Origin of the sequence: Sphingobium algorifonticola, assembly GCF_004005485.1 — a bacterium.
GTDB lineage: Bacteria > Pseudomonadota > Alphaproteobacteria > Sphingomonadales > Sphingomonadaceae > Sphingobium > Sphingobium algorifonticola.
The window spans coordinates 494751-511006 of sequence record NZ_RZUL01000003.1 but is presented as its reverse complement, the minus strand read 5'-3'; the positions used below and the strand labels follow the sequence as shown (position 1 = coordinate 511006).

15 protein-coding genes are annotated in these 16256 nt (G+C 63.0%); 13 read left to right on the top strand and 2 right to left on the bottom strand.

The annotated features are described in order from the left end of the window. Positions 1-19: 19 nt before the first annotated feature. The 4 genes from metZ to ENE74_RS11515 are packed head-to-tail and all read left to right on the top strand — an operon-like array spanning position 20 to position 3015. Positions 20-1228, top strand: a complete 1209-nt coding sequence (metZ, locus tag ENE74_RS11530; RefSeq protein ID WP_127691062.1) for an O-succinylhomoserine sulfhydrylase — start codon at positions 20-22, stop codon at positions 1226-1228. A gap of 31 nt (positions 1229-1259) precedes the next feature. After that, complete coding sequence (gene apaG / locus ENE74_RS11525; protein ID WP_127691061.1) at positions 1260-1658, top strand: Co2+/Mg2+ efflux protein ApaG; 399 nt, start codon at positions 1260-1262, stop codon at positions 1656-1658. Continuing rightward, on the top strand, positions 1655-2482 hold the full coding sequence (locus tag ENE74_RS11520; protein ID WP_127691060.1) for a LysR family transcriptional regulator: 828 nt from the start codon (positions 1655-1657) through the stop codon (positions 2480-2482). Before apaG ends, ENE74_RS11520 begins: the two co-directional genes overlap by 4 nt. Further along, complete coding sequence (locus ENE74_RS11515) at positions 2479-3015, top strand: GNAT family N-acetyltransferase (protein ID WP_127691059.1); 537 nt, start codon at positions 2479-2481, stop codon at positions 3013-3015. Before ENE74_RS11520 ends, ENE74_RS11515 begins: the two co-directional genes overlap by 4 nt. A 345-nt stretch (positions 3016-3360) precedes the next feature. Here the strand turns inward: ENE74_RS11515 and ENE74_RS11510 are convergent, their stop codons facing one another. Beyond that, positions 3361-5139, bottom strand: a complete 1779-nt coding sequence (locus ENE74_RS11510; protein ID WP_127691058.1) for an ABC-F family ATP-binding cassette domain-containing protein — start codon at positions 5137-5139, stop codon at positions 3361-3363. A 48-nt stretch (positions 5140-5187) separates the two neighbouring features. Beyond that, a complete protein-coding gene (locus tag ENE74_RS11505; RefSeq protein WP_206517692.1) occupies positions 5188-5565 on the bottom strand; it encodes a MerC domain-containing protein in 378 nt (125 codons plus the stop codon). Positions 5566-5746: 181 nt separating this feature from the next. Here ENE74_RS11505 and ENE74_RS11500 point away from each other — a divergent pair, with 181 nt between their 5' ends. The 9 genes from ENE74_RS11500 to qhpE all read left to right on the top strand — a co-directional run bounded on the left by ENE74_RS11500 (position 5747) and on the right by qhpE (position 16253). Next, complete coding sequence (locus ENE74_RS11500) at positions 5747-6475, top strand: SIMPL domain-containing protein (protein WP_127691057.1); 729 nt, start codon at positions 5747-5749, stop codon at positions 6473-6475. Positions 6476-6584: 109 nt separating this feature from the next. Continuing rightward, positions 6585-7835, top strand: a complete 1251-nt coding sequence (locus tag ENE74_RS11495; protein ID WP_127691196.1) for an MFS transporter — start codon at positions 6585-6587, stop codon at positions 7833-7835. Positions 7836-7896: 61 nt separating this feature from the next. Then, positions 7897-9822, top strand: a complete 1926-nt coding sequence (gene peaA / locus ENE74_RS11490) for a quinohemoprotein amine dehydrogenase subunit alpha (RefSeq protein ID WP_241241958.1) — start codon at positions 7897-7899, stop codon at positions 9820-9822. Positions 9823-9830: 8 nt separating this feature from the next. Further along, entirely contained in the window at positions 9831-11282 is a 1452-nt protein-coding gene (peaB, locus tag ENE74_RS11485; RefSeq protein WP_127691056.1) for a quinohemoprotein amine dehydrogenase maturation protein, read from the top strand. After that, on the top strand, positions 11279-11611 hold the full coding sequence (gene qhpC / locus ENE74_RS11480; protein ID WP_127691055.1) for a quinohemoprotein amine dehydrogenase subunit gamma: 333 nt from the start codon (positions 11279-11281) through the stop codon (positions 11609-11611). Before peaB ends, qhpC begins: the two co-directional genes overlap by 4 nt. 20 nt (positions 11612-11631) lie before the next feature. Next, positions 11632-12744, top strand: coding sequence for a YncE family protein (locus ENE74_RS11475; RefSeq protein ID WP_241241957.1), 1113 nt, complete (start codon positions 11632-11634; stop codon positions 12742-12744). Positions 12745-12863: 119 nt separating this feature from the next. Then, positions 12864-13802, top strand: coding sequence for a hypothetical protein (locus ENE74_RS11470; protein WP_241241956.1), 939 nt, complete (start codon positions 12864-12866; stop codon positions 13800-13802). Continuing rightward, a complete protein-coding gene (locus tag ENE74_RS11465; protein WP_127691053.1) occupies positions 13799-15517 on the top strand; it encodes an ABC transporter ATP-binding protein in 1719 nt (572 codons plus the stop codon). The genes ENE74_RS11470 and ENE74_RS11465 overlap by 4 nt, the downstream gene beginning before the upstream one ends. Continuing rightward, positions 15510-16253, top strand: coding sequence for a subtilisin-like serine protease QhpE (gene qhpE / locus ENE74_RS11460; protein WP_127691052.1), 744 nt, complete (start codon positions 15510-15512; stop codon positions 16251-16253). Before ENE74_RS11465 ends, qhpE begins: the two co-directional genes overlap by 8 nt. The last annotated feature ends 3 nt before the right edge of the window (positions 16254-16256 follow it).

The window sequence follows — 16256 nt, the reverse complement described above, 5'->3', positions numbered from 1 at the left end:
TAAAAGTGGATTACGGACGATGAAGCGGCACAGCGGACAAGACCCAAAGATCACGGCCGGATGGCGTCCCGCGACGCTTGCCGTGCGCGGCGGCACGGCCAGATCGGAATATGGCGAAACGTCCGAAGCCCTGTTCCTCACGTCGGGCTACAGCTACGACCGCGCGGAGGATGCCGCAGCGCGCTTCGCCGGTGAGCAGCAAGGCATGACCTACAGCCGCCTGCAGAATCCGACCGTGGAGATGCTGGAAAAGCGCATCGCCCTGCTCGAAGGGGCGCAGGCCTGCCGCGCTACCGCGACCGGCATGTCGGCGATGACGGCGGCCTTGCTGTGCCAGTTGTCGGCGGGCGATCATGTCGTTGCGGGCAAGGCGCTGTTCGGCTCATGCCGCTGGCTCACCGATACACTGCTGCCGAAGTTCGGCATTGCCACAACGACCGTGGATGCCCGCGATCTCGCGGCCTGGGAAGCCGCGATCCGTCCCAACACGAAGCTTTTCTTTTTCGAAACGCCTGCCAATCCGACGATGGATGTGGTCGATCTTGCCGCGGTCTGCGGCCTGGCAAAGGCGCATGGCATCGTCTCTGTGGTGGATAACGCCTTTGCCACGCCTGCCTTGCAGCGGCCGATGGATTTTGGTGCCGACGTTGTCGCCTACAGCGCGACGAAGATGATGGACGGGCAGGGCCGCGTGCTGGCCGGAGCAATCTGCGGCAGTGAGGATTTCATTCTCAACACGCTCCTTCCGTTCCACCGCAATACCGGCCCGACGCTCAGCGCCTTCAATGCCTGGGTGGTGCTCAAGGGTCTCGAAACGCTGGACCTGCGCATCCGCCGCCAGAGCGAGAATGCAATCAAGGTCGCCAATTTCCTCGAAAGCCGTGTGGCGCGTGTCGTCTATCCGGGCCTGCCCAGCCATCCGCAGCATATGCTGGCCATGCAGCAGATGGTGATGGCCGGGCCGATCTTCTCGCTTTATGTCGGCGGCGGCCGGGCGGAGGCGCACGGCTTGCTCAACGGATTGCAACTGATCGACATCAGCAACAACATCGGCGATTCGCGCAGCCTGATGACGCATCCGGCCTCCACCACACATTATGGCATGGCGGAGGAAGCCCGGCTCGAAGTGGGGATTACGGAGGACATGCTGCGGATCAACGTCGGCCTGGAAGACCCCGAGGACCTGATCGCCGATCTCGATCAGGCGCTTGGCGCGATTGGCCGTTGACTGTCCGCCGCCTCTGCGCGATTCTGGCTACGTGAAATCGCTTTTCCCCTTTGCCTCGACCACGCGGGACATCACCGTGCGCGTCTCCGTCAGCTTCCTGCCCGAACAGTCGGAGCCGGACCGGGGCCGCTGGTTCTGGGCCTATCATATCCGCATAGAAAACAATGGGCATGAACCGATCCAGTTGCTGACTCGCCGCTGGCTCATCACCGACGGACGCGGCGCGCAGCATCATGTCGAAGGGGAAGGCGTGGTTGGCGAACAGCCGGTGCTGCAACCCGGTAAATCCTATGATTATGTGTCCGGCTGCCCGTTGCAGACGCCGACTGGGGCGATGACCGGCAGCTATCGGATGCTGGGCGCGAGCGGCGAAATGTTCGACATTGCGATTCCCGATTTTCCGCTGATCGCACCCGCCATCGCCGAATGAAGCGGACGCATCTGCCTTTGAACGGCCTGCGTGTGCTGGATGCCGCCGCGCGCCATCTGAGCTTCACGCGTGCCGCTGACGAACTGGCCGTGACGCCTGCGGCCGTCGGCCAGCAGATCCGCGCGCTGGAGGATATGCTGGGTGTTGTCCTGTTCCGCCGCACGCCCAAGGGGCTGGAACTGACGCCGGAAACCGAAGCGGGTCTCGATGCGCTCCGCTCCGGCTTTCTGATGTTCGAGGACGCCGTACGCGCCATGCAGGTCGGCCAGTCGAGCCAGTCGCTGACGATCGCCGCGCCGCGTGACATCACGGCGAAATGGCTTCAGCCAAAGCTGGCCGATTATGTCCGTGAGCAGCCGGATCTGCATTTCGCGCTGGTCGCTGCTGACAGTGACCTCGACTTTACGGAGGCCAATCTCGATCTCGCCCTGCGCCTGACCGACGGGCCGGGCGATCTTGAAGGCGTGCGGATCGGCACCCCCTCGTTCGTAACGGTAGAGGGACCCGCTGGCGGGCCGGATCATGGCATAGCCTGGCCGGGATGTCCGCTCGACAAGGGCGGGGACGAGGGCGAGGCGCATATGCGTGTCGCCGATGCCGGGCTGGCCATCGAGGCGGCCGCCTGTGGTTTTGGCCATGCGACGGTACCCTTGCTTCTCGCGCAGCGTGACCTGGCGGATGGGCATGTCCGGCAGGTTGGCGACCCGCATGATGCAGCGCGCGGCTATTGGCTGGTTGCGCCCTTGCCCCAGTGGCGACAGAAAAAGGTGAAGGCGCTGGTTGAAGCGTTAACCCGGCCATCGATAGCAGAGAACCCATCATGATCGCACCAGACACTGTCGCGACCGATCGCCTTGTGTTGCGCCCGTTGGTCGCGTCCGATGCCGAGGCGCTTTTTCCGGCCTTTTCCGATCCCGAATTGATGACGTGGTGGTCGAGTGGCCCGCATGCGACTGTCGAGGAAACGCGCGCCTATATCGCCCCGGATGGCGGCTATGGCGACGACTGGTTTGCCTGGGCGATCACCCTGAATGGTGGTGATGCAATCGGCCGCGTAGGCGCTGGCATGCGGCGCAAGGGGGTATGGGAAATCGGCTATCTGCTTCGCCGCGACCTGTGGGGCCGCGGGTTCGCGCGAGAGGCGGTGAGCGGCGTGGTCGATCATCTGTTCGCGGAAAAGGAGGCGCGCCGCCTTTTTGCCGATGTTGATCCGGACAATGTCCTGTCGATCGGCTTGCTGCGCCGCATGGGTTTTCGCGAGGAAGGGCGTCTGCGCGGCGAATGGGAGACGCATCTGGGTGTACGCGACAGCCTGATCTTCGGACTGCTCCGGGACGAATGGAACGCCGGGCGGTAGCCACGGTTTTGAGGTTTAGGAACGCGGTTTCCAATTCGTCATGCTGAACGCGTTTAGCTTCGCTGGCCTTGTGGCTCAGCATCCATTAGCTCAGATTTTGCAATGACGCTCATAGGTCTGAGCTAATGAACCCTGAAACAAGTTGGCAGCTATACCTTTCCAGCAAATAAGTTACCGTTCCCCCGCAGAAGCGGGGGTCCAGGGTCGCACGGGATAGCATTTGGGGACTTGGACCCCTGCTTTCGCAGGAGAACAAGGCATACATGCTTGAAGGGGGGTAATCGCCAAACAAGTTCAGGGTGATGGGGGGGGTGATGCCCTTCATTCCATTACCAACAGAGGAAATCACCCCTCGACCTTCTCCGCCAGTTCAAGCCAGCGTTCTTCGGCGGCGTCCTTTTCCGCCCGCGCCTGTTCGATTGCCCTGGTCAGTGCGGCGAAGCGGTCGGGATGGCTCGTATAGAGCGCAGGATCGGCAAGCGCCGCTTCATCCCTTGCGATCGCCGCCGCAATATCCTCGATCCGCTTCGGCAGCAGCTCGTAGTCGCGCTGGTCCTTGTAGCTGAGCTTGGCAGCCCTGGGGGGCGGCGGGGGCGGCGGGGGCGCTCCGGCGTCTTGCTTCTTCACGCCCTTGGGTATGCGCGCCTTCCGCTGCTTCACCCAGTCCTGATATCCGCCGACGACGATGTCGATGTCGCCCGATCCGTCGAGACCCAAGGTCATCGTGACTGTCTTGTCCAGAAAGTCGCGGTCGTGGCTGACGATCAGGACGGTGCCGTCATAATCGGCAATCACTTCCTGCAAAAGGTCCATGGTTTCCAGGTCGAGGTCGTTGGTCGGTTCGTCCAGGACCAGCAGGTTCGACGGGCGGGCAAACTCCAGCGCCAGCAACAGGCGGGACCGTTCGCCGCCGGAAAGCGTCCCGACCTTCGCCTCGGCCAGCGACGGATCGAACAGGAACTCCTTGAGATAGCCGTGAACATGCTTGCGTACGCCGCGCACGTCGATCCAGTCTCCGCCCTCGGCCAGCACGTCGCGCACACGCTTTTCCGGGGCCATAAGGTTGCGCTGCTGATCGATGAAGATCATGTCGAGTGTTTTGGACAGGGTGATCGTGCCGCTGTCCGGTGCGATCTCGCCGGTCAGCAGCTTGAGGAGCGTCGTTTTCCCGGCGCCGTTGCTGCCGACGATCCCGATCCGGTCGCCGCGCTGGATACGGATCGAAAAATCGCGGATGATCTGCCGGTCGCCAAAGCTCTTGCCGGCATGGGCCGCCGTGATGACACTCTTGGTCTTGCTGCCGTCGCTTGCCATGGCGAGCTTCGCGATCCCCTGCGGCCCGACCATCGCCGCGCGCTGCTCGCGCATTTCATACAGCTTCGACAGACGGCCCTGATTACGCTTCCGCCGCGCGGTGACGCCGCGTTCGAGCCAGTGCGCCTCTATTTTCAGCTTGGCGTCGAGCTTTTCGGCGGCGCGTGTTTCCTCCGCATAGACTTGCTCCATCCATGTGTCGAAGCCGCCGAAGCCGATTTCCGCGCGCCGGATGCTGCCCCGGTCCAGCCAGAGCGTCTGCTTCGTCAGCCGCGTCAGAAACGCGCGGTCGTGGCTGATCACGACGAACGCACCATTATAACGGCTCAGCCAGTTTTCCAGCCAGTCAATTGCCGCGATATCGAGGTGGTTGGTCGGCTCGTCGAGCAGCAGCAGGTCGGGTTCGCTTGCCAAAGCGCGGCAGATCGCGGCGCGCCGTCGTTCGCCGCCGGACGCCGTCGCCGCATCACGGGTCAGGTCGACGCCCAGCTGATCGGCGATCGCTTCCACCTCATGGCGCGCGGGCGCACGGTCGCCGGACAGGGCAAAGTCGTGCAGCGTCGCAAAGGCGCTGACGTCAGGGTCCTGTTCCAGCATGACCACATGGGTGCCCGGCACGATCGCCCGCGTGCCCTGGTCAGCGTCTATGCTGCCCGCCAGCAATTTGAGCAGTGTCGTCTTGCCTGCGCCATTACGCCCGATCAGCGCCAGCCGATCACGCTGCCCGACCTGAATGTCCAGCCCACGGAACAGCCAGCCGCTGCCCTGATTGAGACCGAGATTTTCGAAACTGAGGATCGGTGCCGCCATGCCGGTGCAGCTAGGCGCTGGGCGTCAGGCTGGCAAGAGGCCGCAGGCCTATCGCGCCAAAGCGCGCCAGTTGCGGATATGGGCCGCGACCAGCAGCAGGCTGCCGGTCATCGTGATGGGCGTTTCTCCAGCCTCGCCCACGATCAAAGCAGCTGACAGCACCATCAGGCCGATCCCGCCCATGACGGGTGCCAGCCTGTCGCCTCGGCGCCGCCAGCCATTGTACAAAGCAAGGCCGCTGATCGGCATGGCTATGGCAAGAAGCAGAATGTGGACGAAATGATGACCGGGCAACAGTCCGCCGATGCCGGGGAGCAGCGCGAACAGAAGGGGCAACGCCAGGCAGTGGACGAGACAGACGCCCCCCAGCATCATGCCGACACGGTCGAGCAGGCCGGCGCGCCGTGACGGGGTGGAACTGCACATGGACGGGGGAGCACTTTCAGGAGAAACGATGCGTTCCATTTATGTGATACTATATCATTTACAAGGCCGACCGTTCGATAAATCGTGGCTCATCGGCCGTTAACATGCATTGCGCGCATAAGCGCGATAACGGATGTGATTGGCGCTCGCTTGCCGATGGCCGTTTCTGGAGAGATGCCCGATGAAAACCGCCCTGTTTCTGTTGCCGTTCGTTCTGCTCCCGCTCGCCGCCCATGCTCAGACCCAGGTGACGATCGCCGAAACGGCGCCTGTCCTGACGTTGACCGTGACCGAGGCGATCCAGGCTGTGCCGGATATAGCGACGATCGGCACAGCCGTGGAAAGCCGCGCACCGACGGCCACCGAAGCGATGGCAAGCAATGCCAGTCGCATGGATCACCTTGTCGCCGCGCTCCGCACGGCAGGCATCGCCGCCCGCGACATGCAGACCAGCGGTATCCGGCTGAGCGCGCAATATGACTACAGCGCGCGAAACCCGGATGGATCGCAGGCGACGCCGAAGTTTCAGGGCTATGAAGCGTCCAATCACTTCAGCGTTAAGGTGCGCGATGTGCGGCGGCTGGGCAGCCTCCTTGACCAGATGGTGGCGGCCGGGGCCACCAGCATCAACGGACCGACCTTCGGCATCGATGATCCCGCGCCTCTTCTTCAAAAGGCGCGCGGCGCGGCGCTCAGATCGGCCAAGGCGCAAGCGGACTATTATGCGCAGCAGGCCGGCTATCGCACGGTGCGCCTGATCGCCATCACCGAAACCGGCAGCGGCGGCGGTGCGCCCATGCCTGCGCTGATGAGGGCTGATAAGGTTGAGATGGCAACATATACGCCGGTAGAACCGGGCGAGGTATCGACGTCTGTGTCGCTGACCGTGCAATATGCGCTGGAACGCTGAGCCGCCCTTTATGACTGGCAGAGCAGGGCCAAAGCGGACACAAGCGGACTTCGGTGAAGTCATGGGGACGTGATGCGGCATGCCAGACGACCAGCGGCCTCAACAATCCATGTCCGCCCGCTCGGTTGGCATCGCGGCTTTTTCCACGGTCGTCGAATGGTATGACTTCACTTTGTATCTCTACATGGCCACGATCCTTGCGCGGGTGTTCTACGGCGGCGGCGCGGGATCGCTGACCGACACGCTGGCGGCATTTGCGCTGGCCTATCTGATGCGACCGCTCGGGGCGGTGCTGTTCGGCCATATCGGCGATCGCTTCGGTCGGCGGCGCACCATGCTGCTGTCGATGGCGATGATGACGGCAGCGATGCTGGCGACGGCGCTGCTGCCCACCTATGCGCAGATCGGCCCTGCGGCCGGATGGCTGTTGCTCGGCTTGCGCTGCATCATGGCCTTCTCGGTCGGTGGCGAATATACCGGCGTCGTCGCCTATCTGATGGAAGGCGCGCCGCCCCGCCGTCGCGGTCTGGTCACGTCGCTTGCATCGGGCACCAGCGAGATTGGCGCGTTGCTTGCGGCGGGCGTCACCGCGATCACCGTCACCGCAATGCCCGCCGATGCGCTCAATGGCTGGGGATGGCGCATACCCTTCTTTGTCGGAGCAGCCCTGGCCGCGGGGGTATTGCTTGTCCGGTCCCGGATGCAGGAATCGCCGGAGTTTGAGCGCCAGCAGCGCGTCGGATCGGTGCCGTCCAGTCCATTGCGCCATGTTCTGGCGCATCATCGGTCAGCGATTGGCCGGGGATTTGCCATTTCCGCGCTCGGGTCGATCACTTATTATGTCGGGATAACCTATGTTCCCGCTTTTCTGGGCGCAGCCGGCGTGGTCAGGGAAGGGGAAGCCTTATGGCTTTCCACCATGGCTGCGCTGGCCGTCATCCTTGTGACGCCGGTTGCCGGGTCATTGTCTGATCGTGTCGGTCGCAGGCCTGTGCTGATCGCCCTTGGCATCATTGGCGCACTGCTGCCCGTCGCGATGTTTCACCTGATGGCGGGGGGAGACGCCGGGCTGGTGCTTATCGGGGCCGTTTCGCTGGGGCTGCTGGGAGGTGCGGTGAGCGCAGTCGGTGCTGTCACCACCGCCGAACAATTTCCGGGCGAAGGGCGTTTGAGCGGCCTTGCCCTCGGAGCAACCGGCGCGACGGCGATCTTCGGCGGGCTTGCGCCCTATGTCGCCCATAATCTGGTCGGCTGGACAGGATCGCCGCTCGCGCCCGGCCTGATGATCGCGGCGGTAGCGTTATGTGTGATGCCCGTTCTCCTCCGCTTGCCGGAAAGCGCAGGCACCAAATACGCATAAAACGTGTCGGCCCGGGGAATCCGCTACGCCGAAAATAATATTTTGCGTCTGCGAAATCGCCTTGACCAATTCCGGACAAGCGTTCAGCTTTGGTGGGCGAGAGCGGCTTTCCAGTAATCTTGCCGGGGCGGCAAGTAGGGGGAATTATTCGGGCATGATGGCAGGCAAGCTGAGCGGACTTACCCGCCTCTGGGCGACAGGCAACCAAGGCGTATCCCGCGCTGGTGCGGCGATCCTGGCCATACGCGCACCGATCCGCCGGGCGATGGTGCTGGGCCTGTTCTCGACATCGGTGGTCGTGGCGCAGGTCGCCAAGCCGGAAGCGGATTCGCTGGCATCGCTGAATGAAACGGAAACCGGCATTCCCGTCACCGATTCGCTGACTATTGCCAAGTGCGGAAGCTGCCATGCCGCCGACGCCAAGGGTAATCTATCACGGATTTCCTGGTCACGCACGACCCCGGAGGGCTGGTCACAGGCTATCAAGCGGATGGTGCGGCTGAACGGCCTCAGCATAACGGCCGAAGAATCGCGGGCGATTGTGAAATATCTCTCCGGTGCCCACGGCCTCGCGCCGGAGGAAGCCAAGCCGGTCATGTACATGCCCGAACGGCGCACGATCGACGAAACGAATATTCCCAATGAAACCGTCCGTACATCCTGCGCCGCCTGTCACGGTTTTGGCCAGGCGTTGTCGTGGCGCCGGTCGAAAGTGGAATGGAAGCTGCTTCAGAACCTGCATGTCGCGCTCTATTCCCAGGCGGATGCACAATATCGTCGGCCCTCCGTTGAGCCGGGCGACCAGCCACCACCGGGGCAGACGCCCCCGGCCAAGCCACGCACCGCCGGTGAAGTGGGGCTTGAGTATATCAGCAAGACAGCCCCCCTTGCGACGCCGGAATGGACGGCATGGCGGCCGCGCCTCCGTCCCGCGAAGCTTGCCGGAAAGTGGCTGGTGTCGGCAACGGTGCCGGGGCAGGGGCGATATGTGGGCGAAATGACGATCGCTGCGGGCAAGGATGAGGACAGTTTCGTGACCAGCGTGGCCTTGCAACCCGTTGCCGGGGGCGCGCCGATCATCCGGCAGGGCAGCGGCATCGTTTACGGCGGCTATTCCTGGCGTGGCCGTTCGACAGCCGGAGCGCCGAAGGATGCGGGACCTGCCGATGCAGCGCGCGACACGCGCGAGACGATGTGGTTCTCACCCGACCAGAAAATGGCGACCGGCCGCTGGTTCTGGGGGGAATATCATGAGTTTGGCTATGACGTGACCCTCACGCGCGCGACGGGCGCGCCGACGATCTTCAGCGTGGTGCCCGATGCGCTCAAGGCGGGCACGAAGGCTGTGCAACTGCGCATCCTGGGGGACAGCCTGCCATCGGGACTGAAGCCCTCCGACATTGACGTCGGCGCGGGCGTGACGGTTACGCAGGTGCTTTCGTCCAGCCCGACCGAAGTGGTCGTCGCCGTCGATGTGGCGACGGATGCGACGGCGGGCCGTCGCGATGTCGGCATTGCCGGGGCGACGATGGAAAAGGCGCTGCCGGTCTATCGCAAGGTCGATTATCTGAAGGTGACGCCCGAAACATCCGTGTCGCGGCTTGGCGGCGTCAAGTTCGCCAAGGGCTATCAGCAATATGACGCGATCGGTTTTGATAACGGCCCGGATGCCAAACCTTACACGTCGGACGATCTTGCCATTGGCCCCGTTGACGTCGACTGGAGCGTCGAAGAGTTTCTCGCTGTCACTTATGATGACGACAAGAAGTTTGTCGGTACGCTGAGCCAGGCGGCGCTGTTCACGCCCTCGACCGAAGGCCCCAATCCGGCCCGCCGCTTCGGACGCAACAATTATGGCGACGTCTGGGTGGTCGCGACGGCGAAGGCGGAGAAGGACAAGTTCGGCAAGCCCCTGACGGCCAAGTCCTATCTGGTGGTGACAGTGCCCGCCTATCAACGTTGGGATCAGCCGGAGGTCGGCCAATGAGCATGCCCATGACCGTGACAATCCAGCATAGCTATCGTCGTGGCGAGTTTCATCCGTTCGCCGCCGAAGGGCGTGATTTCATTTATCTCGTCCCGGCAGGCGCGATGTTCGAGCTGGACGCGGCAGCGATGACGCTGCTGACGCGCCTGGGCGACCGTCCGCTCTCTCACGATGCCCTGATCGACCATCTTGTGGAGGGTGGCTACAGCCGGTCGGACGCCGACCTGATGATTCATGAATTGCGGCAGGCGCAGGTGATCGTAACCGATGATGCGCGGCCCGCACCGGCACCGTCGGCCCCGCCCAAGGACTTCCCGCTCCAGGCATTGGTGCTCAACATCACCAACCAGTGCAATCTGGCCTGCACTTATTGCTACGAGTTCGGTGCGGACAAGATCGCGACGCCTGCGGGCAAGAAGAAATATATGTCGCTGGAAACGGCCAAGGAATCGGTCGATTTCCTGCTTGCCGAGGCGCGCGGCCGCAAGGCCGTGCATATCACCTTCTTCGGCGGCGAAACGTTGATGAACTTTCCGCTGCTCCGCGATGTCGTGGGATACGCCAATGCAAAGGGCGCGGAACGTGGCGTGACGGTCGGCTACAGTCTTACCACCAATGCGACTTTGCTGACCGACGAGATCATTGCGTTTCTCTCTGACAATGCGATTGGCGTGACGGTGAGCATGGACGGCCCGCCCGACCTTCAGGACAAGCGTCGCGTCTACAAAAGCGGGAAGGGCAGCTATGCCGTGATCGAGCCGCGTTTGCGCGCGCTGATCGCCAATCATCGCACCCGCGCGATCACCGCCCGCGTCACCCTGACCGAAGGGGTGACGGACGTTATCCGCATCTATCGCCATCTCAAGGATGACCTTGGCTTCCACGAAGTGGGGTTCGCGCCGGTTACGGCCTCAGACAATCAGGCCTATTCTCTCGACGATGGCGGCATGAACGGCGTTCTGGCGCAGTTTCATCAACTCGCCGACGAATGGCTGGAATATGCCTTGCGTGGGGAAATGCACGGTTTCTCGAACGTCAGCGAGACGATCAGCGAACTGATCCAGGGCGTCAATAAGTCGCATCCCTGTGGCGCGGGAATCGGCCTGCTGGGCGTGGGGCCATCGGGCGACATTTCGCCGTGTCACCGCTTTACCGATGCCGACACGCATACGCTGGGGCATATCTCCACGGGCATCGACAAGCAGAAGCAGGGCGAGTTCCTGTCGAAGGGGCATGTGGACGCCAAATACGACTGCCAGACATGCTGGGCGCGACCGCTCTGTGCGGGCGGGTGTCATCATGAGGCCTTCGTTCGTTATGGCGACACTGGCCACGCCAACTTGCATTATTGCGACTGGATCCGCGACTGGACCGATACCTGCCTGCGTATCTATGGCGCTGTCAGTGTCCAGAATCCCCAATTTCTTGAACGCTTTGCCGCACGAAAGGCGCAGTCATGAAGCATCTCAAGCCGCTCAACAAGAAAGCGCAGCGGATCGACGATATGGTCACGTCGCTGGCGCAAGAGGATGTCGTCGCGTTGCAGCAGGCACCTCGGCCGCATGTTCCGCTGGGTTGCTCGCTTTCCTTCTCGCCCGGTTGGGAAGTGGACGCCGGTGGTGGAACGGCCGGCCTGTGCCAACCTGTCGAGCGGGACATCTACGATTGTTACGTCACCTGCTTCTGGCCGGTGCAGGTGCCCGACCATGTCAACTATTCGCCGGACTGGGCCAGCAATTGTGCAACAGCGGCGAAGGACTGGCGCAATCTCGATCTGGTGTTCCCATGATGGCGAAAAGGGGGGATGGCATGACCATGTTTCGCCGAAAATTGGCAGCGGGCCTATGTGCCGTCGCGACGTCCTTGGTCGCGCTGTCCGCACCAGCGCAGGCGGGCACCTTGTTCATGGGATCTTATCCCAATGCGATGATCGTGTTCGACGAAAGCAAGGGGGCCGTCACCAGCGAGATCAAGCTGGAGACGGGATTGCCTACCAGCATGCGCCTGTCGAACGACGGCAAATATATCTACACCACCACGATCACGACCAGCGGTATCGAAGTCATCGATGTCGCGACACGCAAAGTCGTCAACAAGTTCAGCCTCAATACGCCCACGACACGCTATCGCTTCAACGGCGGCGTTCCCGATCCGACCGGTCGCTATTTTTACACCATCGCGACGCAGATGGACAAAGAGATCGACCGCTACATTGTTGGCAAGCCGCGCTATGCGGTCATCGACCTGCAACAGAAAAAGATTGTGCGGACCGCGGAGATTGAAGCGCAGGATGAGCCTGGCCCGAACGGCGGGTGGCGAACCACATTCATGGTGTCCGACGATGGGAAGTCGCTTTATCTGTTCCGCGACAAGGTTTTCGTCATCAACGTCGCCGACCTGAAAGTGGTTGATCGCATCGATCTGTCAAAGCCGGAAACGACGGGCATGGAAAACGTCGGCTTCGGGGGTGGCGTGGAGGCGATCCGCACGCCGGGGCAATATGTCTCGCTGTTCAACGCGGCCGATCCCTATGTGCATAACAAGATATTCGGCGTCGCGCGGTTCGATCTCGCCAAGCGCGCGTTCGCGTTCACGCCGATCGGCCCGGCCCCGGCGTCCATGGCCGGTCTTCAGGTGACGCCGGACGGGAAGGATGCGTACACTGTCGTCACCAACGGCACCCTGGGCAACAAAAGGTGCGAAATCTGGCGCTTCGACATGGCGACCACGACCTTGGTCGACAAGGCCGAGTTCGAATGCCGGTCCCGGTTTCAGTTCGGCATGTCTCAGGACGCGAAAAAGCTGTATATCTACGGGGCCAGCTACGACGTCGAAGTCTATGATGCCAAGACGCTGAAGCTGGAACAGACATGGGATCTGGGCAACGACACCACCGGCGCGGGTATGGTCGTGGTGCCGTGAGGCGGGCGTGTCGTGACACAATGCCATATTGGTGTAGGTTCGGGTGAACCATCACCAAGTCGGGTAGCATGAACGTCAGGATCAGGGGCAGTGGCATAGCGGCGGCGTGTTGCGCGCATTTGCTGAGGCGTGCCGGGGTAGCCGTCACGATCGATCCCGTGGTGCGTCAAGCTGTCCCTGCCATATTGCTGAGCGATCCGGCGCTGGCACTGATCCGCGATGTGTTTGGGGATTCTTCGCTGTTCACTGATCGGCCCCGGATCACGCATCGTCGCGTATCTTGGGGCGGCTCGGGACTTGCGCTTGTGCCGCAAGGGGGCGTCCTGATTTCCGAAGCAGATATGGCAGCGGCGTTGCCCCTGCCCAGTGGCACAACCCAAAGGGCCCATCCTGACTTTACGTTGCATATGGCACCGCCCTTTCCCTCGGGCGAAACGCATCGCTTCGGCGCCCGTGCCGCAACGGCTGTCGCTGTAACAGTGAACGCGCCGGAGGCGGCCTCTTGGGTGGAGGCCGTAGACGATGGCTGGCTGTTCCTGATCGGCGGAGGGGATGGCCCGGCGTGGTTGCTCGCGGTCGGCGCGCCGCTCGCGCTCCTGCTTGGTCAGAGCCGCCATGTCGCGCCGTTGTGCCATGCGGTGCAAACGGAAAGCGCGACGTTCGACACCTGCCCGCGCATCCTGCCCGCGCTTGCCGGCGACGGCTGGCTCGCGGGCGGCACCGCCGCGCTCGCCTTTGATCCGATCTGTGGGGACGGCACGGCGCAGGCGGTACGCGAAGCGATACTGGCGTCCGCGGTGCTCGTCGCGATTGCGCAAGGGGGCGATCCGCAGGCGTTGCGCCACCATTATGACTCGATGCTGCTTGCGGCGATGCGCCGTCATCTGGCGCTCTGCATTCCCTTCTACCAGAGCGGAGGGACGGGAATATGGTGGCAGGCGCAGGTGACGGCGCTGACGCAGGGCCACCAATGGTGCACCGCGCGCCTCGCGCACACGCCCGAACCACAATATGTGCTGCGCGGCTTTGCCCTGGTGTCGCGAGAAGCGGTAGCATGACCGAAAGCGCCGCGCCGTACCCATCGACGCCGATCGCGCAATGGTCGACCTATCGGCGGTTGTTGCCCTATCTGCGGCCTTATGCAGGGGCGCTCGTCGTGGTGCTGCTCATCAGCCTTCTGTCGACCGCATTGGGCCTGGCGCAGCCTTATCTGTCCAAGCTGATGATCGACCAGGGCCTGCTGCGCAAGGACATGAACGCCCTGCTGTGGGTTGCGGGGCTGATGGTCGTCGTTTCGCTGGGCGGGTTCGGCGTCAACATGCTTGCCAGCTACCGGCATGTGAAACTGTCCGCTGCAATGCTCTTCGACATACGTGTCGCCCTGTTGCGCCATCTCCAGACGCTTTCGCCGCGCTTCTACGGCGGATTCAGGCTGGGGGACATCATGTCGCGGCTCAACAGCGACGTCAGCGACGTGCAGCGGGTGGCGGCCGACACGCTGTTGTCGGTGCTGAGCAATCTGCTTTTCCTTTTCGGTGCCGTCGTAATGATGCTCTGGCTCAACTGGCGGCTGTTCCTCGTCGGGTCGGTGCTCATCCCCGCCTGCATCCTCACATTCGTGCATTTTCAGCGCAGATTGACGACGTTGACCCGCGAAATGCGCGAGCGCGGCGCGGATCTGGGCAGCCTGCTGATCGACACGGTGATGGGCATGCGCGTTGTCACATCGCTGGGGGCGGGACCGCATGAAGTAGCACGGTTCAAGCGCCAGAATGACGCTTTCATTGGCGCGATGCTGCGGATGCAGCTTGCTTCCTTCATGACCGGTGCCTTGCCGGGCGCGATACTGACCGCATCGACCGCCGCCGTGATCCTTTATGGCGGGTCGATGATCATCGACGGCCGCATGACGATTGGCACACTGGTGGCGTTCATGACCTATCACGGCAGGCTGTTCGCACCGATTCAGGTGCTGATGGGTCTCTCATCCGGCCTCGCTTCCGCGCGGGTGTCGCTGGGCCGCATCTTCGAACTGTTCGACACGCCCGCCGAAATCACCGAGCGGGCCGATCCCGTGCCGCTTCCCGAAGTGCGCACGGGCATGACATTCGAGCAGGTTTCGATGCGCTACGATCGCGACATGGTGTTGCGCGATGTCGACTTGACGATCCCGCAAGGCAGCTTTTGCGCCATTCTCGGCCCCAGCGGGGTCGGCAAGTCCACCATGGCAGATTTGATGTTGCGCTATCTCGACCCGCAGGCAGGCACGATCCGCATCGACGGTATCGACATTCGCGACATTCGCCTCGACGATCTGCGGCGGGCGGTGCTGCTGGTCGATCAGGCGCCCTATCTGTTCAACGACACCATCGAGGCGAATATCGCTTTTGCAACGCCCGGTGCGGATGCGGACCAGGTGGCTGCCGCCGCCCGCGCTGCCGGGCTGGATGCGTTCATCGCGCGTCTGCCCGAAGGCTATGCCACGCGCACCGGGGAACGCGGCCTCGCCTTGTCGGCCGGGGAGCGGCAGCGCATTGCGCTGGCCCGCGCGCTGCTGCGTCGTCCGAGCATCCTGATCCTCGACGAGCCGACATCCGCGCTGGATGGGGAGACCGAGCGGCTGATCGCCAGTCGCCTGCGTGAGACGCTGCCCGACGCGACGATCATCGTAATCACGCACAAGCCGACGCTGGCCGATCTGGCCGACCATGTCATCACTATCCAGGAGGGCCGCGTTCATATGGCGGCCCGCGATGCCGCCCCGCATGGCTGACGGCGGCGCAACGGGAGCAGGCGTCCGCATCGCGATCATCGACAGTGGTGTGCAGGCTGCGCATCCACACATTATTGCCGACTGCCTTTCGCCGGGGATTGCCATTCTGCCTGACGGCACGACGCAAGCGGACAGCAGTGATCGCCTGGGGCATGGGACGGCGGTGGCCGCGGCAATTCAGGAAAAGGCACCGGACGCGATCTGCATGCCGGTGCGGGTCTTTCATGATGCCCTGCGCACATCGGCGCTCGCCTTGTTGCGTGCGATCGACTGGAGCGTGATGCACGGTGCCGATATCGTCAATCTCAGCCTGGGATCGACCAATGCCGCGCATGCAAATGCCTTTGCCGAGGCGGCGGAACGCGCCGCGCGGGCGGGTGTGATGCTGGTGGCGGCCGCCAGCGATGCGCAAGGGACGCTTTGCTATCCCGGCGGCTTGCCTGACGTGCTGGGGGTGGACGTGGACTGGGATTGTCCGCGCGAGAGCTATCGGTGGTCGCAAGGCACTGGCGCGGGAGCAGAGGAGGATCTGCTGTTCCGGGCATCAGGCTATCCCCGCCCGATCCCCGGCGTACCGCAACGGCGCAACCTGTATGGCGTCAGCTTTGCCGTCGCGCAGATGACCGGCTTTGCCGCCCGGGCTTTCGAGACGCTGTATCGGGACATGCCCGACACCAAAGCCGACGCTCAACGCCTCGATCGGGTAAGGCGGATATTGCTGTCGGCAAAACGCTAGCTA